Raw genomic sequence first — 23,654 nt, 5'->3', positions numbered from 1 at the left:
GGCGGCTTGCATCACATTGCATATTGCTTACGGAAGCATGCGCTGCAACACGTTGTCTTTCAGCACGATGCGGTGAAACAACGCGCCGCCCACATGCAGCACGATCAGCGCGAGCAGCACCCATGCAAGCCAGCTATGCACGTCGCCGAGTGCGTGGCCCGTCGGCGAACCGGATGCCGTCAGATCAGGATAGTGGATCATGCCGAATAGCTTCACCGCCCAGCCGCGCGACGACGCGTTCGCCCATCCGGCAAGCGGCACGGCGACCAGCAGCGCGTACAGCAGCGCATGCGTCGCGGATGAAATCACGCTGAGTGCGCGCGACACTTCCGCGGGCTGCGGCGCATGCGTCGCGCGCCACGCAAGGCGGCACGCCACCGCCGCGACGATTGCCGCGCCCACGCCGAGATGCCACGCGATCAAGCCGTTGGGCAAGGTATCGCGATGCACGTCGGGCATGATCCAGCCGATCACGAATTGCGCGGCGATGAGCAGCGCGACCAGCCAGTGCAACAGGCGTGCGACGCCGTCATAGGCGGGGCGTTGGGCAAAAGCGTTGAGGTTCATTGTCGGTCTCTTATCAAGTCGTGCGGCAGGCCGGAGCGAACATTTCGCTGACGCGGGGATGCTAACGCGCGAACCTGAAGAAATGCTTAACACCTTCAAACGACGGCAAGCGCACGTATACATGACGCATCCGCGCTAGACTCGCAGGAAATACAACATGCCGAGACCAGGCACCAGCCGGACAACGACACCATGCGCATTCTTCTCGTGGAAGACGACGACCTGATCGGCAGCGGGCTCGAAGTCGCGCTGCGCAACGCGGGCTTCACCGTCGACTGGGCACGCGACGGCCAGCATGCGCAGCTTGCGCTCACGACCACGCACTATCTGCTCGTGATTCTCGATCTCGGCTTGCCGAAACTTTCCGGCATGGAGCTGCTGAAGTCGCTGCGCGCTCGCGGCAACGACATCCCGGTGCTCGTGCTCACCGCGAAGGACACAGCCGCCGACAAGGTGCGCGGCCTCGACGCCGGCGCCGACGACTACCTCGGCAAGCCGTTCGATCTCGCGGAACTCGTCTCGCGCTGCCGCGCGCTGATCCGCCGCTCGCAGGGCCGCGGCAGCGAGGTGATTGCCTGGCGCGACCTGAGCGTCGACCCCGTCGCGCAGACGGTATTGAGAAATGGCGTGCGCGTGCCGCTCACCGCGCGCGAATGGGCCGTGCTGATCCACCTCCTCACCCACTCGGGCGTGCCGCAGCCGCGCGCCAGGATCGAGGAAAGCCTGTATGGCTGGCAGGAAGAAGTCGAAAGCAATGCGATCGAAGTGCACGTGTCGAACCTGCGCAAGAAGCTCGGCGGCGATGTGATCCGCACGGTGCGCGGCTTTGGCTACGTCGTGGACAAGACATGACGCGGCTGCGCTCGACATCGATCCGCCGCCGCCTGATGTGGCTGATTCTCGTCAGCGTCGGCGCGGTATGGGCGGTCATGTTCGCGTGGAGCTTCAACAATGCGACGCGTGAGGTCGACGAATGGGACAGAGCGCGCCTGATCCAGCTCGCGCATCTGCTGGCGCGCCTCGACGACCCGAATCTGGCACGGCTCGCCACGGCGGGTATCGACGTGCGCAATGAGTACTCGCGCGCGTCGCCCGGCCTCGACGACGACACCGACGCGCGGCCCCGCTATGCGCTCTTCGAGGTGCGCGATGCGGTGGGCCGCGTGATCGTCGCGAGCCCCGGCCTTGCCGCGGTGCATCGCGCTGCCCAGCCGGGCGAAGCCGCGCAAAGCGTGCACACGATGACCGTGGACGGCCAGCCCTGGCTCGCCTACGCGTTGCAGGACAGTGCAACGGGCCGCATGGTGCGCGTGTTCGAACCGGCCAACGCGCGCAGCGACCTGACGACGGGCGTGGCGAGCCGCATCGCGCGGCCGATGGCGTTTGCGCTGCCCGTGCTCGCGCTGCTCGTCTGGTTCAGCGTGGGCCATAGCTTCAGGCCGCTGTCGGCGATCTCGAAGGCCGTGCGCATGCGCGACAGCCGCAATCTCGAGCCGATTCACGTCAATCCGTCGGCCGCGGAAGTCCGGCCGCTCGTCGATGCGATCAACCAGCTGCTCGCGCGATTACAGCAGTCGATCCTGCGCGAACGGGCGTTCACGGCCGACGCCGCGCACGAACTGAAGACGCCGCTGGCCGCGATCAAGGTCCAGGCGCAGGTGGCGCTCGCCGCGCACGATAGCGCGCAACAGCAGCAGGCGATGCGCCGCGTGGTTCAGGGCGTCGATCGCAGCGCGCATCTTGCCGAGCAGTTGCTGCTGCTCGCGCGGCTCGACGAGCGCGACACGGTGACGACGGCGCCCGTCCGGCTGCTTGAGGTCGCCGGCGAGGCGATCGCGTTCCGCGCGCCGCATGCGGAAGACAAATCGATGGCCGTGATGCTGTCGGGCGAACGCGACGCCGAAGTCTATGCGGACCGCGCGCTGGCCCGCACGCTGATCGACAATCTGCTCGACAACGCGATCAAGTACGGCGAGCCCGGCGGCCGGGTGCACATCACCGTGCTGGCCGACGCGCAGACGGTATCGCTGACGGTCTCCGACAACGGCCCCGGCGTCACCGACGAAGAACGCCTGCGTCTCACCGACCGCTTCTTTCGCGGCGCTTCGGCGTCCGCGAGCGGCAACGGCAGCGGGCTCGGGTTGTCGATCGTCGCGCGCATCGCCGCGCATTTCAATGCGCAGATTCATATCGGCTCGGGCATCGGACGGCGCGGGCTTGCCGTGCAGATCGCGTTTCCGCGCGTGCCGGGTGTGCGCGCGCGTGAGGCAGCGGGAACGGCCTGACGGGAGCCCCAACGCGCGCCTGCGCGCCTGCGCGTCTCGCTCTGCTCGAAGGTCGGTAGGGAAAAGAAAAGAGAGGTGACGCAAACCGCTCGCCGCGTGGCAGGCGAGGTTCACCCACGCATCAGTATCAGGGAAAGAGCGGCAGCGACATCGGCATATCGACGCTCGCCGCTTTCACGCGGGCGGGCCGTGCCGCGCGCGGCTTGCGCTGGCGCATGGGCGCGCCGGCGCGGTCGAGGCATCGGCAGACACGCACGAGCGCGCTCGACAATGACGCCGGCTCGGTCATCAGCGAAGGCAGCGATGCCTCCAGTTGCATCAGCAACATCGGCAAGGTCGGTGCCGGGGAATGCAGGGTCTTCCGTGGTCGGTTTGTCATGGACGCCTCTCTGGAACGCTGCGGGGACTGTATCACAGCCCGACTTACAGCCCGCCCGACGGCAACCCTTCCCGAACCCGCGGTCCGGCATTCCAGCTTCCAGAACCCGCCAGGTCACGCTCACGCGAGCGCGTCTTCCCCCGTCGCGAGCATCGTGCCCCGGCACGCAGGCGATCCGCACCGGCACACGTACTGGCTGCGCGTTTCTTCGTCGTGCGGGTCGTCCACGGACAGTCCGTACGAGATGAACAGTTCTTCGCCGCGCTGGATATCGACGGCGGCTTCGATGAACACGCGTCCGTCGATCTCGACCGCCTCGCAATTGGCCCGGCACGCGTGGTTCAGCCAGCGCGCGCTATTGCCGCCGACGCTGCCGTCGATCACCCGTCCATCCGACAGGCCGAACACGAACGTGTGCCCGTAGTCGCCCGTGCGTTCGATGCGTCGCGCCGCGCGCCGCCATGACGTCACTTCGCCTTTATATTCGATGATGCGTTCGCCCGCCGCGAGCGTGCACAACGCGAACACACCTTTGCCGTGAATCGGCGACCGCCTGACTGATAAACGACGCATGGCCTGCTTTCGAAGAGAAATGATCGCTTCAGTATAGAGCGCGAAAAAAATGCGCTGTTATCGATGTGCGTATGTTCGTGCTCTCATGGGCATCGAAATCGCGACGATGCGCTTCAGCGCCCATGCGCGAACGATCGGAAACACGCCTGCGTGCGCTTCACGATTGCGACGCTCGCGACTACGTGCGCGCCATGACGAAGCACGGCGCGGCAGCGCCCGTCACAACGTGAGGCGCGCTTCCAGCCCACCGCCTTCGCGGTTGCGCAAGGTCAGCGTCGCGCTCATCGACTGCGCAAGCTGCTTCGCGATGGCGAGCCCGAGCCCCGTGCCGCCCGTCTCGCGGTTGCGCGAGCTTTCGACGCGATAGAACGGCTGGAACACGGCATCGAGCAGTTCCTGCGGAATGCCGGGACCGCGATCGAGCACGGCGACGGACAGTTGCCGCCCGCGCGCCGCATCGACACTCACTTCCACCGTCACCGCTTCGTGCCCCGAGTACTTCAGCGCGTTGTCGATCAGATTGCCGAGAATGCGGCGCAGCGCCTGCGGACGCGTCGTCACGGGCTGGCCGACGTGCCCCGTCAGCGAGACGGGGTCGCCCGCATCCGTATAGTCGCTGACCATGCTTTCGATCAGCGCATCGGGATCGATGCGGCGCGGCTTTTCGTCGGCACCGTGCAGCGTGCGCGCATAGGCGACGCCTTCGCGCACCAGCAATTCCATTTCCTTCAGGTCTTTTTGCAGGCGGGCGCGCTCGGCTTCGTCGTCGAGCAGGTCGGCGCGTATCCGCATGCGCGTGATGGGCGTTTGCAGATCGTGCGAAATCGCCGCGAGGATTTGCAGCCGCTCGCGCATATAAATGCCGATGCGCGTCTGCATCGCGTTGAATGCTTTCGACGCGCGCGCCACTTCTTCGGGGCCGTCTTCGGGCAGCGCGGCGGGCGCGAGATCGGGGCCGAGCGTGTCGGCGGCGCGCGCGAGACGCTCGAGCGGACGCGTGGCGAGGCGCACGGCGAGCCATGCGCAACCCGCGAGCAGCGCCAGTTGCGCGATCAGAACGAGCGGCAGCCACGGCGACAGCGGGATGCCGTGCATCGGATGCATGTCGATGGTGAGCGGCGTGCCGTCGCTCAGCGTCAGGTGCACTTCGAGATGCTCGCTCTCGCCGGGAATGGCGTTGGCCGTCACCTTGTAGCGCGAGCCGATGTCCTTCGCGATCGACGCGCCGATTTCCTGCGACAGCTTCGCGTCCGGCGGCATGCCACTGCTGCCCGGACCCAGCACGAAGCGATAGCTGCGCCGCGCGAGCTTCGGCAGCCATTCCTCGCGCTCGGCAGGCGTCAGGCGGTCCAGCAGCGCGACGGAACTGGTCACCTCCTGGCCGATGTAGCCGACCATCACGTGCATGGTCGCCTCGTTGCGCTCGGTCATCGTGAGCCAGAACGACAGCGTCTGCGCGGCCAGCAGCCCGGCCACGAAAATCAGCGACAGGCGCATGAACAGCGAGCGCGGCGGCCACAGGCCGCGCAGACGAGCGATTGACGCGTTCATCCGCCGTTGTCCTCGGCCGTCACGAGCGACGAGAACACATAGCCTTCGTTGCGCAGCGTCTTGATGTAGCGCGGCTCGCGCGCGTCGTCGCCCAGACGCTGACGCACGCGGCTCACCAGCAGATCGATCGAGCGGTCGAACGGTTCCGTCTGCCGCCCTTGCGTGAGCGTCAGCAGCTGGTCGCGCGTCAGCACGCGCTGCGGATGGTCGACGAACACGCGCAACAGCCGGTATTCGGCGCCGCTCAACGCGACCATCGTGCCGTCGCTGTCGATCAGATTGCGGCCAATCGTATCGAGCCGCCAGTCGCCGAAGCGCAGGAAGTGCGCGGCGTTCGCCGGCTCGTCGCTGCCGCCGTGCGGCATCATCCGCGCGCGCCGCAGGATCGCGCGGATGCGGGCCAGCAGTTCGCGCACCGCGAAGGGTTTCGCCAGGTAGTCGTCAGCGCCCATTTCGAGGCCGACCACGCGGTCGGTCTCTTCGCTTAGCGCCGTCAGCATCAGGATCGGGATGGTCTGAAATTCACCCGCGCGCAGTTCGCGGCACAGGTCGAGGCCGCTTTCGCCGGGCAGCATCAGATCGAGCACGATCAGGTCGGGCCGTTCGTCGGCGAGCGCCGCGCGCATTTGCCGGCCACCCGAAGCGAGCGTCACGCGCACGCCATTCCTGGTGAGATACGTGCCGACCAGCTCGCGAATATCGCGGTCGTCGTCGACGATCAGAACGTGATCCGTTTTGTCCACACAAGGCTCCTTCGCCTGCCAGAGTTCGCTTATCTTACGCGTCCTTTATGGGGCCTTCAGGCGGCCTTCAGGCGTCTTCCACCACGGACAGGCTCTTGCCGTCCGCCACCGACGCCTCCAGCGCATACGGATCGACGTCATCCAGACAGCCGATGTTCACACGCCACAGGTTCGGGTCCTTGCGGGTCTGATGAAACGGATAGATGCCGCACTGCTTGCAGAAATAGTGCTTCGCGACCTGCGTGTTGAACTGGTACAGCGTCAGGCTGTCCTTGCCGGACACGATATTGAGCGCGCTCGCCGGAAAGAACGGCGACATCAGCGCGCCCTTGCGCCGGCACAGGCTGCAGTTGCAGCGGACGGCAGGCGTAACGGGCGTTTCGACTGTGAATTTGACGGCGCCGCAATGGCATGAGCCGTGGTGAGTGTGGGTAGTCATGGCGTGCTCCTCGATGCGATGACGGTTTTATACCCTGGCCCATTCCCGGCTATGTGTCCCAATGTATCTGGCCGGTACAGCGATACAAAATTGGGGTGCGTGCGGCCGCTGGGCGTCACCGCACGCACGGGGAAACTGCTATCCCTTGCACAGATCCTTCGCATCGGGCGCCTTCACATTCGCCGCCTTCAGATCGAAGTCCGCCTCCTGCAGCCCTTTCGGGCTCGTCGCGACCCAATGCAGCTGGGTCGGCGAGCGCACCAGCCCGACGCTGCCTGTATAAGTCCATGCAATCGGCGAAGGCTGCGTGCCCGCCAGTTCGATCGACGCCGCCGTGAGCTTCAGATGCAGCAAACGTCCATCCTGCGACGGCGTGAACGCCCGCTCGCCGATCACCGCGATGCCCGCCTCGCGCACCGACGCCGGCATGCAATCGAGCGTCGCTGTGGTCTGGCCGCTAGCGTCGATCAGTTGCGCGAAGCCTTTGCCCTTGTCGGTCGTCGCGACCACGACGAAGCGGTCGATGGAAGGCACGTACGCCGCCGCATACGTGTAGTACAGCAGCCGGTCCGCGATCACGCGCGGCTCGCTGAGCGCGCCCGCCGACGGATCGAGCGTCGCGACCTTCAGCCGCGCATACGTCTCGCCGCTCACGTACTGCTGCCACACGAGCAGCGCGCGCGTCGGCGAGGCGGCAAGCATCGGCCACCATTCGCGCACGCGCGGCGCGACGTCGATGGCTTGCAGCAGCGCGCCGTCGGCATCGTAGGTCTTCACGTACACGCCGTTGCCCGTGCCGAGGTTATCGACGCCGCCGCCGTTCACCCAGTCGTTCGAATAGAACACGACGAAGCGCGAGCCGACGGCGGCGACATGCCCCGAGTGTCCGCCCGACAGCACATCGTTCGGATAGGGCTTCACGTCCTTCAGGTCGGACGTATAGACGCCATAGCGCTGGCTCACTTCATTCGGCGTATTCCAGCCGTCCTCGAACGACACCATCACGCGGCCCGTATCGTTCTGCGCGACGGACACGGGCTCCTGCGCCTCCGGCCGGCTGATGAACACGCGTGGACGGTCGAGCTTGGGCTGCTGCGGCGTCCAGCGCGCGATGTAGACATCGTGCGTCCAGTTGCGGTCGCGCCCCGCGCCGCGCGGCGGCAGGCCCGAGCTGCTGAAGAACACGGTGGTGGCGCCCTGCGCATCGGTAATCGCGCCGATGCCGTGCATATAGGCGCGCAGGTCGCCCGTCGGCGCGCTCGCGGCTTTAGCGGCCCTGGCCGCCTTCGTTCCGCCCGCGAGCGCGGACGGAACGACGCAGCTTGCGGCCACCGTGGCCGCCATGACGAGCACTGCAATCGTAGTCCGCATGAGCGCCCTTCACTCCACCGTGACCGACTTCGCAAGATTGCGGGGCTTGTCGACGTCGGTGCCGCGCGCGCAAGCCGTGTGATACGCGAGCAATTGCAGCGGCACCACATGCAGGATCGGAGATAGCGGCCCGTAATGCTCGGGCAGCTGGATCACGCGCACGCCGTCGCGGCTTTCGATCTTCGTGCCCGCATCGGCGAGCACGTACAGCTGGCCGCCGCGCGCACGCACTTCCTGGATGTTCGACTTGAGTTTTTCAAGCAGCGCGTCATTCGGCGCGATCGTGATGACGGGCATCTCGTTCGTGACGATCGCCAGCGGCCCATGCTTCAGTTCGCCCGCCGGATACGCTTCCGCATGCACGTACGAGATTTCCTTCAGCTTGAGCGCGCCTTCGAGCGCGATGGGGTAATGCACGCCGCGCCCGAGGAACAGCGCGTGGTCCTTGCGCGCAAGCGCTTCCGCCCATGCGACGAGTTGCGGCTCCAGCGCGAGCACGCTATTGAGCGCGGCCGGCAGATGATGCAGTTGCCGCAGCGCGTGCGCTTCCTCGTCGGTGCTCACGTGGCCGCGTTCCTTGCCGAGCGTGAGCGCGAGCAGGAACAGCGCGACCAGTTGGGTCGTGAACGCCTTCGTCGAAGCGACGCCGATTTCCGGCCCCGCGCCCGTCAGGTACTGCAATTCCGTAAGCCGCATCATCGAGCTATGCGGCACGTTGCAGATCGCGAGCGTATGGTGATGGCCGAGTTCCTGCGCGTGCTTCAACGCGACGAGCGTATCGGCCGTTTCGCCCGATTGCGACACGACGACGACCATCGCGCACGGATTCACCACGCTCTCGCGATACCGGTACTCGCTCGCGATCTCCACCTGAGTCGGAATCCCCGCGATCGATTCGAGCCAGTACTTCGCCGTCAGCGCGGAGTAATAGCTCGTGCCGCACGCGAGCAGCAGCAGCGAGTCGATCTCGCTGAACGCGCGCTGCGCATTCGCGCCGAACAAGGCGGGAGTGATCGAACGGACGCGCTCCGTCGCGTCGGCGACGACGTCCGGCTGCTCGAAGATTTCCTTCTGCATGTAGTGACGATACGGACCGAGTTCGGCCGCGTAGTGGCTCGCGTGCTGCGCCTGCACTTCGCGGCGCACGGTCGCGCCGTCGCGATCGACGATATGCACGCCGTCGCACGACAGCACCGCGATATCGCCTTCTTCCAGGAAGATGAAATGTTCGACCGTGCCCGACAGCGCCATCGCATCCGAGGCCAGATAGTTGCCGCGCTCGCCCACGCCGATCACCAGCGGCGAGCCGGCGCGCGCGCCGATCACGCGGTCGGGCTCGCTCTTCGCGAACACGGCGATCGCATACGCGCCGCGCAGACGCAGCAATGCCCGCTGCACGGCCGTCAGCAGGTCGCGCGACGGGTCCTGCTCGCGCGTGTGATGGATCAGATGCGCGATCACTTCCGTGTCGGTATCCGATTCGAACGCATAGCCGAGCGCTGTCAGCTCGTCGCGCAGCGGCTCGTGATTCTCGATGATGCCGTTGTGCACGAGCGCGATCTCGTCGCGCGAAAAGATCGGGTGCGCGTTGTCGGTGACGGGCGCGCCGTGCGTCGCCCAGCGCGTGTGCGCAACGCCGATCGTGCCCGACAGCCTTGCTTCATGAACCTGGTCCGCGAGATTCGCGACGCGCTCGACGCTGCGCACGCGGCGCGGCGCGCCGTGTTGCAGGACGGCGACGCCGCACGAGTCATAGCCGCGATATTCGAGCCTGCGCAGGCCTTCCGTCAGCACGCCGACGACGTCGCGCTGGGCCACTGCTCCTACGATTCCGCACATGTTGGTCTCCGTGGTGCGTGTGTTTGTACTGTGAGAACGCGCTCGCTTATGCCGCTTCGCGCTCGAACTCGGGCACGCTCATGACGTGCGAGATCATGCCGTCGGCGTCGTGATAGGCGACGAGGCAGCGGCCCGCATCGCCTTCCGGAATTTCGTGCGTAGTCTGCGGCGCTTGCGCTTCACTCGTCTGCGGCATGCGGCGCACGCGGTTCGTGCTCATTGCGTCCATCTGGCGGCCGAAGGTCCACAGAATCATCGCCAGCGCGACGATGCCGATGCCCATGATGCCGGGCATGAACGCATCGAGCGACAGCTCTTCTTCGCTCGCATTCGCAAGACACCAGCGGATATACAGTGCGGCCAGCACCCACGTGCCGAGCACGAGCGTCGGCCGCACCACGCGATACCACGCGACGGTGCGCATGGCTTTGGCCTTGCTGCCTTCCGTGGCGAACTGCGAGACGGACTGCTTCGAAACATCGATGATCGGAAATTCCATGTTGTTCCCCTGAAACGGTTGACTTGCGTTGTCAATTCGATTGCTTCATCCCACGTGCTTCAGTGCTTCAATCCGGACGCTGCGTGAGCAGTGCCGCCGAGGCGTCGGCCGTGACCGCGCCGCTCGAACGGATGCCGCGATCCGGGCTGACCCAGCGCGCGCGCTTTCTGCGGCGCTGGCTGATCACGCCCGGCAGCGCGATCACCGACGCAATCATGCTGATTGCCCAGAACGCAGCGGGATACCAGACGGTGTCGACGAAATAGCGCAGCAGGTTCTTGTCGTAGCGCCGGTCGATCAGACAGCCGATCAGGATCTGCGCGCAGCAGGTCGCGAACAGCAGCACACCCGTGCCGCGCGGCACGAACGCGAAGCGCCAGGTTTCGGGCAGCGTGAAGAGCGCGGTGGCCGCCATCATCACGAGCGTGAACAGCATGCAATACGCCCATACGATGCTCGTAGCGTACTCGATGAAGATCGGCCACATCATCATGTTGCGACGGGAGAGCACGGCGCCCGCGTACTTGAAGAGCACCTGGATGCCGCCCTTGGCCCAGCGCAGACGCTGCTTGTAGAGACCGCGGAAGGTCTCGGGCATCAGGATCCAGCTGAGCGCGCGCGATTCGAAGTCCACGCCCCAGCCCTGCACCTGCAGCTTCCAGCTGATGTCGATATCTTCCGTCAGCATGTCGGAGCTCCAGTAGCCCACTTCCTGCAGTGCGCGTTTCCTGAACATCGACACCACGCCCGACACCGTCAGCAAGCGTCCATACATATGCTGCGTACGCTTGATGAGACCGACGATCGATGAAAACTCGCCCACCTGCATGCGCCCGAGCAGCGACGAGCGCGTGCGGATGCGCGGGTTGCCCGTCACCGCGCCGACGGATGGATCGTCGAGGAAGTGGCGCAGCATCCAGCCGATCGCTTCCTTGTCGAGCAGCGAATCGCCGTCGATACACATCAGGTACTCGGCATCCGACAGCATCGCGGCCGTCGTGAGACCGATCGCCTTGCCCTCGTTCTGATGCTGGTGCACGACGACGAGCTTCGGATACACATTTACGAGCTGGTTCAGGATCGCGCCCGTTTCATCGCGGCTGCCGTCGTTGATCGCGATGATGTTGTAGTTCGGATAGTTCAGCTGGTCGAGACACGCGATCACTTCGCGCACGTTGTCCGCTTCGTTGTAGCAAGGCACGACGACGGACACCTTCGGATACGAGGCAAGCGGCGGCGCCGCCTTGCGCCCGGCGTCGCGGCGCTCGATCAGCAGATAGTGAAGCAGTCCCCCCACCATCCACAGATACGCCATCAGCAGCGGATAGTAGAAGACGAAGTTCGAGATGATGTTCATTGCGTTTTTCATTGTGGTCCCCTGGTCCGGGTTGGCATCGCGTTGATCGACATGCGTCGCGCGAGGCTCAACCCAACATCCCCTGATTCGATCTCAGCGTGCTCTGCACCGACATCACGTCGCGCAGCACGGTCGTGTCCGGCCGGTTCTTCAGGAAGTCGTCCGGCCCGTAGCCCAGATGCACGACACCCGCCGCGTTGAGCCGCTTCATCTGCGCGCGCAGCACGGCCGCCTCGACGGGCTGCTGCGTCTGCTGGTTGATCGCCGGCAGCTCGAACACGGTCTTCGCCACCGCGCCCTGCTGCTGCATCACCGTTTGGCGCAGGCTGTCGAGCCAAGCGTCGCTGACGCGTTCGCCACTGGCACGCGGCGCCGCCGTCAGCGCGACGAAGTCGTAGTTCGCCAGCGACGACGCGAGGCTCAACGAGAAGTTGCGCTCGGCGTTCGCATCGAACACAGCCTCGGCGGGCACGGTGCGCGCCGTCAGCACGTTGCCGCCGCCCTGATAGGCGCGCACGCGCTCGGCAAGCTGGTTCGTGAAGGTGTTCAGATAGGCGGTCTTGCCCTTCGCCCAGCGCTGCATCAGGTCGTCGGACGCGTGAATCTGCGCGACGTCACCGGGGAGGCCCCACGAGCGGTACACGGCCAGCGCCGCGGCGCTCGTGTCCTCGTACGCGTTCAAGGTCGCGTCCGCGCCGAACACGACGCCGTTGAAGCTCGAATAACGCGTGAGGTCGTCGTAGATGTCCTGGATGGTTTGACGCGCAACGGGATCGAACGGACTCAGGCGCGGCGTGCGGCCTTGCCGCGTATCAGCGGGGCCGTTGGCCGCGACTTCGACGAAACGTCCCGCCGCCGCATGCCCTGTCGGCAGATCGAACGCGAGCAGCGGCATGCGCGCGTACACCTGGACGCCGGCGCGCGTGATCAGTTGCCACGCGACGCGGTTGAACAGGTCGGCGCGCATCGGCATATGGCGGTTCGGGTAGTACAGTGCGCGTGCGACGCCCGTGTTGTCGGGGTCCCAGTACGCCTTCAGGTACACCGACTTCGGCTCGAGATCCTTGATGCGGTCGAGCAGCCTGCCGAGCTTTTCTTCGCTCCTGTTCGGATCGATGTCGTACATCTCGTCGAGCGACACATTGACCACGCGTTCGACGGGATTGTGTTCGCCGCGATACAGGCGCGACGAACGCATCTGCGCGATCAGCGTGCCGACGTCCCAGTCGTATGAGACCAGCAGGCGGCGAATTGCCGTGAGCGGCACGTCGGGCGTGTTCGGGCCGTCGTCGAGCGTGAAATGCACGGACATGCCGAGCGCCTGCGACGCCTTGATGAGCGCCGCGTTGTACATCCCGTACGGCCACACGGCCGAGCGCACGGTCACGCCCGTGCGGGCCTCGATCAGGTCGACGCTCTGCTTCAGGTCGTCGTGCACGCGCGCCTGGTACTCTTCGTCCGTCTCGTAGCGCTCCAGCTGCGGGTAGTACAGATGCGCGCTCGCGGCGGGCAGTTCATTGCCTTGCGGATTGGCAAGCGCGCCGTGGTGCATGTCGTGCGTGTGCGACGCCACTTCGACGAGGCCGGAGTTCGCCATCTCGCGCAGGTCGTCCCAGCTCATGAAGTAGCCCGGCGGCATCACCGACTTGTGGCTGATGCGCACGGGGTCGCCTGCGGGCGTGTCGGTCCAGCGCGTGACGACGCCGATCAGCGCGGGATAGCCGTACTGCTGAAGCAGCGGGAACGCGCGCGTGAACTGGCTCTTGTATGCGTCGTCGAAGGTGAGCAGCACGGCGCGCGGCGGCAGGCGCGGACCGCCGTTGCGCGACGCGACGATCTGATCGACGCTCACCGGGCGGAAGTCCTTCGCCTTCAGCCAGGCGAAGATCGTGTTGAGCGTGGCCGTGCTGATCGCGCAGGTATCGGCGACCGTCGACACATCGGCGCGCAGGTCGTCGCGGATGTCGTGAATGGCGAGCACGCGGAACGTCAGGCCATCGTCCGCGTCGGCCGGCGGCAAACGGTCGAGCGCGATACGGGCCTGCGCAGCGGGTACGGCGGCGAGACCGGCGGCGAATGCAAGAAAACGTCTGCGATTGAGCTTGTCCATGGTGACCTACAGAGGAATGTTCAGGTTCAGGTAGATGAGCTTGCTGGTCTCGCGCGTGTGATCGAGGCGCTGGCTGGAAAGGCCGATGCCATACGCAAGCGATGCGTGCGCGTTGAATTGCCATTGCTGCTCAAGCCGCACTTCCCACAGCATGCTGTTGCCGATATCCGTTTGTCGGTAGCCGCCGACCGTCGCGTACGCGCGGTTCGCAAGCGACTGGTCCGCGTTGCGCCACGACGTCCACTGGTACATCGCCGTGAGTTGCGCCGTCATGTCGCGATGCGGTGCGAAGTACGCGGTGTTCGCGAGCGTGTTGCTGCTCGTGTTCAACTCCACCCACGTCGCGACGAGATGGCTCGGCGTGTTGATGAGACGCTCGTACCACGTGCCGACCCACGCCTGGTTGAAGTTCGTGTCGCTATAGCGCGTCGCGCCGTACGTAAGATCGAAGTAGCGGTAATCGTCGATGCTGTAGCGCACGCCACCCGTTGCCGCACGGCCCGTGACGCCTGCCTGGTACGCTTTCCACGGCAGCGTGTTGACGTTGCTGTCGACACCTGCCGAAAAGCGCCAGCGGTCGTCGGGTGCGTAGCTCACGCTGCCGGCGCCGCCTGTTTTCGCCTGACCGCCCGTCGAGCGGTCGACTTCCGCCGCGGCGTCGATGCCATGAAAGCGGAAGTCCGCGCCGATGCCGTTGCGGATGCGGCTCACGCTGTTGCCGTCGCCCGTGTTTGCGCGGCCGCTGAACTGATGCGCGAACACGCGCCAGTACTCGGCGAGCGGCATCGAGTACAGCTGCGTGTCGATGCCCCAGTTTTCATCGGCGAGGACCGAGTTGCCCTTCTGCCCGTTGCCGGCGACGATCAACTGCGGGCTCTTGTATGCCGCGTAATCCTGCTGGAACGTCTTGACCGTGTTGTTATCGGGAAAGCGGTCGCTGAAGGTTGCATTGACGTCGGCCGCGCGGTCGTACTGACCCAGTTCGAGCGCCGTGCGGCCCAGACCCGCGAGCGTTTCGATGTCGCCGGGGTGATCGACGAGCGTGCCTTCGTAGACCTTCTGCGCCTCGTGCGGACGCTGCTGCACGAGCGACGCATCCGAGCGCGCGCTGATCAGCGCGGGATCGAACGGCGCCTCGTGACGCAGTTCGTCGAGCGCGGCGACGCCTTCGCGCGTGCGGTCCGTGTAGAGCAGGTACTGCGCCTGCAGCTTCTTCACACGGCCATAGTCTTCGTTCACGTCTTCCGGGTGGTCGGAGAGATCCGCGCGAATCGGCGTGCTGGCGGAAATTTCCTTGAGCAGCTGCTGCGCGTTGTCGTAGCGGCCTGAATCGAGGTACGCGAAAAAGAGCCCCTCCTGCACGTCGATGCGTTTCAACGCGTGCGGCTCGACGGACGGCACGAGCGGCTCGACGGGCGTCTGCAACGCACGCTCGTAAGCGGGCGCCGCTTTGCGCGGCTGATCGAGGTACGTGTACGCATCGCCGGCTGCCGCGTAGGTGCGCGCGGGCATCGGCTGGTTCGAGCGCGACAGGTCTTCGTAGAGCACCGTCGCCTCCTTCATGCGGCCGACGCCCTGCAATGCAGCGACTTTTTCGACGAGCACCGAGCGGCGCACGTCCGCGAATTCATCCGATGCCGGCATGCGCGCCAGCATCTCGTCGATATGCGCGAGCGCCGTGTTCGACTGCGCGAGCCGGTCGGGTTCATCGGAAGCAAGCGACTGTTGCCTTCCCCAGTGCACCTCCGTCTCGACGACGAGCGCTTCGATCTGGAACAGGTCGTGATCGGAGAACACGTCCAGGCTCGCACGCGCTTCCTGCAGCGCAAGCTGCGCGGCTCCCGCGCCCGCTTCCGCAAAGATGCGTTTGCGGAGCTGGTCGCGCTCCGTGTCTACCTTGCCTTCTGCAACATGTCCTGCTGCGACGTTCCCCGTGCTTTCGGACGCAGTGGTCGGCTGCGCGGCGCAGTAGTCGCGCGCAAGCAGCACCAGCAGCAAGGCGGTCGCCTTGACTGCAGCGTGCTTGTGTCGGCTAGAGCGTTTCGTTTTCATGATTCCTCGCTTGTCGGTGCCAGGCTCCAGACAAAGCGAGTCCCTGCACCATGCAAATGGCGCATGGAGAGCAACAACGTCGCGTGGCCTGTGAGAGGCGTGGAGTACAGCGTCTTGTTTCGATGGCCAGTTGTTGCGTCGCGCACCGGCCCCGTCCAATTGCGCGGCGAGGCTTATAGCGAGGTCCGTACCAGCACCCCTCTCAACCTTCCTGGTTAAGGGCTCGCTACAAAAGCGCGCTTGCAGGCGACCTGTAAAACGTCAAAAACGTTTCATCGCTGAACTCGACAAGCAATACGAATCAATTTTCGGAGTACGGATTGGGTATGGAAACCATCGCATTCATCGGACGCAAAAGCATGCCCAGCAAAGAACATGCTTGTGCGTTGCAACAGCAGCCGGCTTTGATTCAAAGCTGAAACGGCGTGCACAGCGGGCGGAATTCGTCTGAGGCAAGCGATGCGCGAAAGATTGCGCGGTCTCGCGCGCATCGCGTTGGCGATTCCTTATGAAATCGATTGAGACGTGCAGAGAGATTCAACACTTCCAGCTGTATGCGCAAGAAAACGCGCCGTTCACGCATGCCGCAAGTGTCGCAACACGTACACAGCAATGTGCGTTAGCGCACATAAGGCTGTCTGCATTCGATGTGCGCCAGCGCACAGAGCCTGTGTTCGAGCGTCGGGTATTGTCTCGCTGCACAATCAAAGACGAAGACAGGCGCGGTCCCTGATGGCACCGCGAGCAACCCATCGCAATGTGATTAGCGATGCGAAATAACGCACATTGACGGGGTAATCGATGGATTCTTCATACCGCCCGGGACGCCGGCGCTGCGCGTGTGCGCAGACGCCGCTTCTCTTCAAGCCGCGACGCGCGGCGTCATAAGGTCAGATCGAAGGAGCGTACGAGCAGACCCGGCAGATTCATGCCGCCCGTCGCGCGCTCACCCCATGTCCAGTCGTTCAGGAGCAGTTCGGGCTCTGCGCCGATGCGCTCCAGTTCGCTGCCGAGTAGCCGGTACAGGCTGTCGTCGAAGCGCATCGCATCGACAGGCGCAACGATGCGGCCCTGCTCGACCCAGAAGGTCGCGAAGCGCGTCATCCCCGTCATCCGGCAGTTCATCCGGTCCGAGAAGTTCACGTACCAGAGGTTGCCGATATAGAGACCCGTGTCGAGCGCGCGCAGTACATCGGCTTGCGCGAGATCGCCACCTTGCATCGACAGCGCGGACGGTGTTTCGCTCGCCGTCGCGCCATTCGGTGTGAGCGCGTATTCGCGGGCCGTGCGGGCGTTGGTCAACTGGGCAACGGCGCGCCCTGCTTCGATGAGTGGAACGCTCTGCCTCTGATAGGCGTCGTCGTTGAAGCGCGGTGTGATGTCGAGCGTGAGATCTTCCGTCAGCGTGACGCGCGGATCGAGCGCAACTTCGCCGATGTTCAGACGATAGAACTCGTTGCGCGCCGTCGCTTGTGTGCGCGCGGAGAAGGCGCTGAACGAGGCCGTCTCCAGCAACTCGCGCAACGCAGCGGGCGCGAAGTAGGTGCGGTAGCGGCCCGGCGTCAGCATGCGCGGCCCGCGGGATAGCACAGGCAAACGCGCAGCGGCCTCTTCCACCTTGCCTGCAAATACGGCATCGCTCCAGTTGTCGCCCGCATAGTGGCTCCTGATTGCGCGGCCGCTCGCGTCGTACAGCGACCAGCTGATATTGAAGTTCTCGACTTCATACCAGCCACGGCTGCCGAGCGACGAAGCAAAACCGCGCGCCATCGTGCCGCCCGCATAGAAGCCGACGAAGTCGAGTCCGAGTGCACACTGCGCGACGATGAGCGGCAACGTATCGGGCGAAGGCAACGTGCCTGCGCGTTGCGTCGTTTCCGACCAGACCGTCGTGTCGAACAGAAGATGCGGATCGTCGGGCGCATCGCGCAGGCCTTCGCGCAATGCCGTCAGCGTCTGAGCGATCGCGTGGGTGTCCGTGCCGGTGTCGCCGCATAGCGTGAAGGTCGAATAGGCCTGACGTTGTCCGTCGATCAGTCGCAACGTGATACTGGCTTGCGATACGTGGCCCGACTGGCGCACCTTGCCTTCGTTGAAGCGGATGAAGTCGGACTGCTCGGCGGAAAACGACGTCAGCGCGATCTCATTCGCCGTTAGCCGCTGTTCGATCTCGTTCGCGAGCGTCAAGAAATGCGTGCGAGAAGCGGATGAATGGTTGTCATGCATCATGCGCCTCCGAATACGTCGACATTGCTGAACACGCATGCTGGCGAAGCATGGCCGACGCGGATGATTTGCATCGGCTCGCCCTTGCCGCACATCGACGTGCCGTACACGCCGCGCGTCGCTTCATTGCCGACGGCCACGAGGCTGCGCCAGAAGCTCGCCGAGATGCCGCGATAGTTCGGCTGACGCACAACTTGCGTGAGCTTGCCGTTCTCGATCAGCTGGCCGTATTCGCAGCCGAACTGAAACTTGTTGCGATGATCGTCGATCGACCATGACGTGTTGGTCCGCATCAGGATGCCGCTTTCGATGTTGTCGATCATGTCTTCCAGCGCGCTGGTTCCCGGTTCGATGTTGAGATTCGCCATGCGGTCGATGGGCGGCCGGTTCCAGCTCGACGCACGCGAATTCGCGACGCCCGCAAGCCGCGCGCGCTGCTGCGACAGCGCCCCGCCGAGCGGCCGCATCAGCACGCCGTCGCGAATCAGGTACTCGCGTTTCGCGCGCGTGCCGTCGTCATCGAACGCATAGCTTGCGGCTTCTTCGCGCAGGTCGGGATCGAACGTGACGTTCAGCAGCGCGGAGCCGTAGCGATACGAGCCGAAGTGCTCGCGCTTGACGAAGCTCCAGCCCGCGAAGTTGCGTTCGTCGCCGAGAATGCGGTCGAGCTCGAGCGGATGGCCGATCGATTCGTGAATCTGCAACATCATCTGATCGGGCATCAGCAGCAGATCGCGCCGACCCGACGGACAGTTCGGCGCGGCCACCAGTTGCAGCGCTTCATCTGCGATGCGCGCGCCCGCGCCGTCGAAGCCGAAATGCGCGAGCACGTCCACACCACCTTGCGCGAGCGTGCCGTAATCTCCGCCGAGCGTGCGCACCTGCGTCACGCCGTCCGCGTGTGCCGTCACGGAAATCTGCGGCAGCATGAAGCGGAAGTGCTGATCGATGCGTATGCCGTCGCTCGTCAGATACGTCTGCTCGCTGTGCGTGAGCTGCACGGCCGCAGTACGCTCGACAATGCGGCTGTCGATGTTCGCTGCCGCGCATTCGTGCTGCAGCCGTTCCAGCCATTCGCGCCGGCCCGGCAGCGTTTGTGCGGCGGCGGGCGATTCATAGGTGCCGCTTTCGACGGGCCGAGCGATCCGCGTGTGATCGATCAGCGATACGGATGCGCATGCCTTGGCGCGTTGGGTCGCGATATCGAGCGCGGCTTGCAGGCCACGCTCCGACAGATCCGCCGTGGCGGCATAGCCCGCGCCCCTTCCGCACCACGCGACCAGCATCGCGCCGCGATCGCTCACGATGCGCAGCGGTTGCGCGATGTCGTTGCGTACAACGTGATCGTCGGTCCGTTCGTTCACGATACGCACCGACCAGAAGTCCGCGTCAGTACGCAACGCGCGCGGCAAGCGGCTCAACAAGGATTCGACCATGGGGTTGCCTCACGAATGTCATGCGCCCATGCGAACATCAATGCGCCGGTCAGGCGCATGGGTTCGCACGCGAATGCCATATCGTACGCGATGCGCACTATTCGAGCGGCTCACGTGCTGTGCCCTCTTGTCTTCATCCTCTTCTCGCGTTGTGTCCCGGCGCACATTCATCCCGTTCGATTGTTTGCCACTGCACATTCATCGGTGCCGCCGCATGCAAGCAAAGGCCTTTTTTTCGCGTGCCGCGCGTGCCTTTCACATACTTTCTTCTGCCGAACCCGCGCGCAAAATGATGCATTTCTGAACGCGGCGAGCGACATGTACACGCGAGATTCGCTTGACGCATCGTATGGGCGCGATGTTCTTTGACAAACATCAAGTCGCTCAAGAAGGTACTGACCCATGCCGTAATCACGGACAAGCGGTTTCTTCTTCAACGAACAGAGCCTCTGCCCATGCAAATCCAGAACGATCTTTCAGGCAGCACCGCAATCTCCAGCACCCTTACGGCCGATGCGGCCACGGACACATCGGGTACATCCACGACGAGTGGCGCAAAACCCGCCTCGACTTCCGCCGCCGCGTCCGGCGCACAGGGTGCGCAAGGCGCGTCGTCTGCGGGATCGACGGGTGGCAACAGCATTCAGGATGCGGCTATCAAGCAGTTGAAGGCGCTGATCGAGTCATTGCAGCAGAAGCTGTCGGCAGTGCAACAGCAGATGGCCCGCGCGCAGCAGCAGGCGAATACGGATAGCGCGGGGGCAGGCGCTGCGATGGTCGCTTCATTGAGTGCGCAGGCGATGTCGATTTCAGCGGCGCTGCAAACGGCCACGGCCGAGCTTGCTCAACTGATTCTTTCTTCATCGGGCAAGTCGACGGGCGGCATCGTCAATACACAGGCGTGAGGCACTACAGCGCCGCGTATCGCTCCTGAACAGGAACGTCGGCGTAATCGAAGGTCGGGCGCGCGTAGAAAAAGCCCTGCGCGAGCACCTTCGGCCATTGCCCGAGCCAGCGCGCCAGCGCCTTCGTTTCGACGCCCTCCACCACTACCGCGACATTCAGCCTTTCGAGCATCGACAGCACGCCCGATGCGACGGCTGATGCGCGCGGACAGTCCGGCACGCCATCGAGCATTTCGCGCGCGACCTTCACCGTATCGACATCGATCGTGCTCAGCAGCGCGAGCGACGAATAGCCGGTGCCGAAGTCGTCGATTGCGAGACGCATGCCTGCTTCGCGCAACGGCTTCGTCAACGGCGGTGCAGCCAGCAGACGAGTCGAGTCTTCCGTTTCGACGAGTTCGAGTTCGAGCAGATCGGGCTCGACGCCATGCAGACGCGCGATCTGCATCACGGTGGCGGGAAAGTGCTCGTCGGCAACGACGCGCGGCGGCACATTGACGGCGATTGGACACACCCGTTGCCCCTGGCGCTGCGCATGCGCCACCGCCCGGCACGCGCCATCGATCACGTGATAGGTCAGTTGCAACGCAACAAGGGGATGATCGAGCGCGACGAGAAACGCATCGGGCAACAGCATGCCGTAGTCCGGATGCATCCAGCGGATCAGCGCTTCAACGCGTGCGAGCTTGCCTGTCTGCACATCGTAGATGCCTTGAAACGCGAGCCGGAATTCACCGGCGAGAAGACCTTCGCTCACGCGTTGTTCAAGCTGGTTCATCAGGCGCGGCGTGTGCATCGTGTTGTTCGTGCGCGTCGTCGCACGGGCGTCATCATCCTCGCGATCGGCAGCGGTAGCGTGGCGAGCATCCATCGTATGGGAGGACCGTATTTATTGATGTGTGGATGGGATTGGCTTTTCCCCAATCGACGCACGTTTCATACCATGGGTTCGCCGTTTCCTGACAACCGCGCTGGAACCCGCATGGCGCCTCATTCTACGGACGATCGCACGGATTCGCGGTCTGGAAAGAAAGCGTAACAACGTTTCGTGCGCGAAACATGTGAGCCGGGCGTACGCGGAACGCGGCGCGCGGCCCGGCTCGCATTGCATCGGGTTGCTCCGCGCTTACCCGCGCAGAATACCGACTGTCAAAAGTGCTTCATGTGCGAATCGCTTTTGCGCGCGGCATTACCTCACAGGTAATCGATTCGCTTCGCGACGGTCGATATGCTGGCGTCATTCGTCAACGACCGGGAGAGCAGCATGTCAACGTTTGCTGTCGCGCACCTGCATGAAGTGAAGATGGGTGTGGAGATCGTCGAGTACCTGAAGCGCATCGACGCGACGCTTGCGCCCTATTGCGGCCATTTCGTGCTGCATGGCGGCCGTTGTGAACGGCTCGAAGGCAACTGGCGCGGCGACCTGGTCGCCATTGAGTTTCCGAATCGCGATCTCGCGCGCGCATGGTACCGATCCGCCGCCTATCAGGCAATCCTGCCGCTGCGCACGGACAATTCGATCGGCGATGTGATTCTGATCGACGCGGTGCCGGCCTCGCACGTCGCGACGGATGTGTTGTGCGGGTAAACGCACATGGATAAGCACGCGCGGATAAGCGGGGTGCGCTTCACTGCGTGGAGTCGCAACGTGAAAACGCCACCCCTCACCCGGCATGGCGATCAACTGCCGAAATACACCGAGCAATAACTGACGGGACCGACGCATGTCGACATGCCTGTGTTCGCGCCCGTGGCGGGCATCCGCGTTCCCGCGGCGTGCGTGCCCGCCATGCCGGCGCCTTCGCTTTCCTGCGCAGCCTTCTGGTGAGCGACCTGTTGCTGATAGATGGGCGAGACTTCGGGATACGACGTGTCGGTCACGAACTGCGAGCCGTTCTGCTCGGCCTGGATCAGTTCCTGACGGACTTCGGCGCGCGTCTTCTCCTGCGCAAATGCGCTCGATGCGAATGCCGTCGAAGCGAGTGCGGCGATCGAAACAGTCAACAGTGCAAGCTTTTTCATTTCCAGCTCCTTCAGTGGTGAGGTGACGTCGATGCGTCACAGGATGTGTGGCGCTTCACTGTGATGAACAAAGCGATGTCGAAATCTATTCCCAACTTTTTTGCTTGCTCACATCGACCGTTGCAGAAAAAAATTCTCGCGTGAGCCGGGAATAAACACCGCTCCTCTGTGTTGACGGCCTGAGCACGTCACCATCAGAAACGAAAGGAGCATTCGTGATGAATTCAAAGTCCCGAGCGTCGACGGCCCGCTGCATGCCATGCCGCTTCGCCGCGATCGGCGCAGCGGTAGTCGCGCTCGCTGGCACTTTCGCGTATGCGGCCGGCTGGCTCACGCCTTCACGCCTCACGACGTATCGCATCATCAACCAGTTCCAGGCGAATAGCGGCCCGCACCCGGGCTATCGCCGAAATCACGCGAAAGGGCTCTGTGTAGAGGGCTATTTCGACAGCAACGGCAATGCGGCGTCGATATCGCGCGCGCAGGTTTTCACTCCGGGCCGCACGCCCGTCATCGGCCGCTTTGCGATTCCCGGTGGTAATCCATCAGCGCCCGACGCCAGCGTGCCGGTTCGCAGCTTCGCACTACGCTTCACACAACGCGATGGCGAGCAATGGCGCACAGCCATGAATTCGACGCCCGTGTTCGCCGTGCATACGCCCGAGCAGTTTTATCAGCAACTCGTCGCTGCACAGCCGGATTCGAAGACGGGCAAGCCGGATCCCGCGAAGCTGAAGGCGTTTTATGCATCGCACCCCGAAACGCAGCCGTTTCAGCAATGGGTGAAAACGCATCCGGCATCGTCCAGTTTGGGCAATGCCGCGTACTACAGCATCAACGCGTTCCGCTTTACCGACGCGAGTGGCCAGGAGCGCGCGGTGCGCTGGTCCGTGGAGCCGGAAGCGCCATTTGCGCCCGTCGACCCGCAAGAGAAGAACGATCCCGACTTTCTGTCGCAACAACTCGACGAACAACTGAAGCACGGCAACGTGCGCTGGCATCTGATCGTGACGGTGGCGAACGCCGGCGACCCCACCAACGACGCGACGCTGCAATGGCCCACTGACCGGCAACGCATCGACGCAGGCACCGTCGTGATCGAACACAGTGCGCCGCAAGCGGATGGCGTGTGCCGCGACGTGAACTTCGATCCGACTGTATTGCCCGACGGCATCAAGCCTTCTGACGATCCACTGCTCGCGGCGCGCTCGGCGGCCTATGCCGTGTCGTATCAGCGGCGCACACGGGAAGAAGCGCTGCATCACGCGCCCGCTACTTCGCAACCCTGAACGGAACGCAC

At 64.3% G+C, this 23,654-nt stretch carries 21 protein-coding genes; 5 read left to right on the top strand and 16 right to left on the bottom strand.

The window, feature by feature from the left end; genetic code table 11:
- Positions 1–27: 27 nt before the first annotated feature.
- Positions 28–567, bottom strand: coding sequence for a cytochrome b (locus H1204_RS08495; RefSeq protein ID WP_180730757.1), 540 nt, complete (start codon positions 565–567; stop codon positions 28–30).
- Between the two features lie 192 nt (positions 568–759).
- Between H1204_RS08495 and H1204_RS08490 the strand changes: the two genes are divergently transcribed.
- Both H1204_RS08490 and H1204_RS08485 read left to right on the top strand, forming a co-directional pair.
- Entirely contained in the window at positions 760–1,419 is a 660-nt protein-coding gene (locus tag H1204_RS08490) for a response regulator (protein ID WP_180730756.1), read from the top strand.
- Positions 1,416–2,852: an ATP-binding protein gene (locus H1204_RS08485; protein WP_180730755.1), complete on the top strand. Its 1,437-nt coding sequence runs from the start codon at positions 1,416–1,418 to the stop codon at positions 2,850–2,852. Before H1204_RS08490 ends, H1204_RS08485 begins: the two co-directional genes overlap by 4 nt.
- A gap of 127 nt (positions 2,853–2,979) precedes the next feature.
- Here the strand turns inward: H1204_RS08485 and H1204_RS08480 are convergent, their stop codons facing one another.
- The 13 genes from H1204_RS08480 to H1204_RS08420 all read right to left on the bottom strand — a co-directional run bounded on the left by H1204_RS08480 (position 2,980) and on the right by H1204_RS08420 (position 19,427).
- Positions 2,980–3,231 (bottom strand): hypothetical protein, encoded by a 252-nt coding sequence (locus H1204_RS08480; protein ID WP_180730754.1) that lies wholly within the window; start codon positions 3,229–3,231, stop codon positions 2,980–2,982.
- Positions 3,232–3,351: 120 nt separating this feature from the next.
- Positions 3,352–3,804 carry an SET domain-containing protein-lysine N-methyltransferase gene (locus tag H1204_RS08475; RefSeq protein WP_180730753.1) on the bottom strand — a complete coding sequence of 151 codons (453 nt, stop codon included), beginning with the start codon at positions 3,802–3,804 and terminating at the stop codon, positions 3,352–3,354.
- Between the two features lie 219 nt (positions 3,805–4,023).
- Complete coding sequence (locus tag H1204_RS08470) at positions 4,024–5,355, bottom strand: HAMP domain-containing sensor histidine kinase (protein WP_180730752.1); 1,332 nt, start codon at positions 5,353–5,355, stop codon at positions 4,024–4,026.
- Positions 5,352–6,098 (bottom strand): response regulator, encoded by a 747-nt coding sequence (locus tag H1204_RS08465; protein ID WP_180730751.1) that lies wholly within the window; start codon positions 6,096–6,098, stop codon positions 5,352–5,354. The genes H1204_RS08470 and H1204_RS08465 overlap by 4 nt, the downstream gene beginning before the upstream one ends.
- A 67-nt stretch (positions 6,099–6,165) precedes the next feature.
- A complete protein-coding gene (locus H1204_RS08460) occupies positions 6,166–6,537 on the bottom strand; it encodes a GFA family protein (RefSeq protein WP_180730750.1) in 372 nt (123 codons plus the stop codon).
- Between the two features lie 138 nt (positions 6,538–6,675).
- Entirely contained in the window at positions 6,676–7,908 is a 1,233-nt protein-coding gene (locus H1204_RS08455) for a hypothetical protein (protein ID WP_180730749.1), read from the bottom strand.
- Between the two features lie 9 nt (positions 7,909–7,917).
- A complete protein-coding gene (glmS, locus tag H1204_RS08450) occupies positions 7,918–9,747 on the bottom strand; it encodes a glutamine--fructose-6-phosphate transaminase (isomerizing) (protein WP_180730748.1) in 1,830 nt (609 codons plus the stop codon).
- Positions 9,748–9,793: 46 nt separating this feature from the next.
- Positions 9,794–10,246, bottom strand: coding sequence for a hypothetical protein (locus H1204_RS08445; protein WP_180730747.1), 453 nt, complete (start codon positions 10,244–10,246; stop codon positions 9,794–9,796).
- Between the two features lie 67 nt (positions 10,247–10,313).
- Positions 10,314–11,603 carry a poly-beta-1,6-N-acetyl-D-glucosamine synthase gene (pgaC, locus tag H1204_RS08440; RefSeq protein ID WP_243468583.1) on the bottom strand — a complete coding sequence of 430 codons (1,290 nt, stop codon included), beginning with the start codon at positions 11,601–11,603 and terminating at the stop codon, positions 10,314–10,316.
- Positions 11,604–11,670: 67 nt separating this feature from the next.
- The gene (pgaB, locus tag H1204_RS08435) at positions 11,671–13,713 is read right to left on the bottom strand and encodes a poly-beta-1,6-N-acetyl-D-glucosamine N-deacetylase PgaB (RefSeq protein WP_180730745.1); all 2,043 of its coding nucleotides are present in this window, start codon (positions 13,711–13,713) and stop codon (positions 11,671–11,673) included.
- A gap of 6 nt (positions 13,714–13,719) precedes the next feature.
- A complete protein-coding gene (pgaA, locus tag H1204_RS08430; RefSeq protein ID WP_180730744.1) occupies positions 13,720–15,765 on the bottom strand; it encodes a poly-beta-1,6 N-acetyl-D-glucosamine export porin PgaA in 2,046 nt (681 codons plus the stop codon).
- Between the two features lie 882 nt (positions 15,766–16,647).
- Positions 16,648–17,991 carry a metallopeptidase TldD-related protein gene (locus H1204_RS08425; RefSeq protein WP_180730909.1) on the bottom strand — a complete coding sequence of 448 codons (1,344 nt, stop codon included), beginning with the start codon at positions 17,989–17,991 and terminating at the stop codon, positions 16,648–16,650.
- Complete coding sequence (locus H1204_RS08420) at positions 17,991–19,427, bottom strand: TldD/PmbA family protein (RefSeq protein ID WP_180730743.1); 1,437 nt, start codon at positions 19,425–19,427, stop codon at positions 17,991–17,993. The genes H1204_RS08425 and H1204_RS08420 overlap by 1 nt, the downstream gene beginning before the upstream one ends.
- A gap of 455 nt (positions 19,428–19,882) precedes the next feature.
- On the opposite strand from H1204_RS08420, the gene H1204_RS08415 reads away from it, so the two are divergent.
- Positions 19,883–20,332 carry a hypothetical protein gene (locus H1204_RS08415; RefSeq protein ID WP_180730742.1) on the top strand — a complete coding sequence of 150 codons (450 nt, stop codon included), beginning with the start codon at positions 19,883–19,885 and terminating at the stop codon, positions 20,330–20,332.
- A gap of 4 nt (positions 20,333–20,336) precedes the next feature.
- On the opposite strand, the gene H1204_RS08410 is transcribed toward H1204_RS08415, so the two are convergent.
- Positions 20,337–21,203: an EAL domain-containing protein gene (locus H1204_RS08410; RefSeq protein ID WP_180730741.1), complete on the bottom strand. Its 867-nt coding sequence runs from the start codon at positions 21,201–21,203 to the stop codon at positions 20,337–20,339.
- 393 nt (positions 21,204–21,596) lie between these two features.
- Here H1204_RS08410 and H1204_RS08405 point away from each other — a divergent pair, with 393 nt between their 5' ends.
- Entirely contained in the window at positions 21,597–21,920 is a 324-nt protein-coding gene (locus H1204_RS08405) for a DUF1330 domain-containing protein (protein WP_007734131.1), read from the top strand.
- A 92-nt stretch (positions 21,921–22,012) separates the two neighbouring features.
- Here H1204_RS08405 and H1204_RS08400 read toward each other — a convergent pair whose 3' ends face one another.
- On the bottom strand, positions 22,013–22,354 hold the full coding sequence (locus H1204_RS08400; RefSeq protein WP_180730740.1) for a DUF4148 domain-containing protein: 342 nt from the start codon (positions 22,352–22,354) through the stop codon (positions 22,013–22,015).
- A gap of 218 nt (positions 22,355–22,572) precedes the next feature.
- On the opposite strand from H1204_RS08400, the gene H1204_RS08395 reads away from it, so the two are divergent.
- Positions 22,573–23,643: a catalase family peroxidase gene (locus H1204_RS08395; RefSeq protein ID WP_180730739.1), complete on the top strand. Its 1,071-nt coding sequence runs from the start codon at positions 22,573–22,575 to the stop codon at positions 23,641–23,643.
- Positions 23,644–23,654: the final 11 nt, after the last annotated feature.

The organism is Paraburkholderia sp. PGU19, assembly GCF_013426915.1.
Classification (GTDB): domain Bacteria; phylum Pseudomonadota; class Gammaproteobacteria; order Burkholderiales; family Burkholderiaceae; genus Paraburkholderia.
The sequence above is the reverse complement of the archived record's forward strand: the minus strand, read 5'-3'. Positions and strand labels throughout refer to the sequence as shown.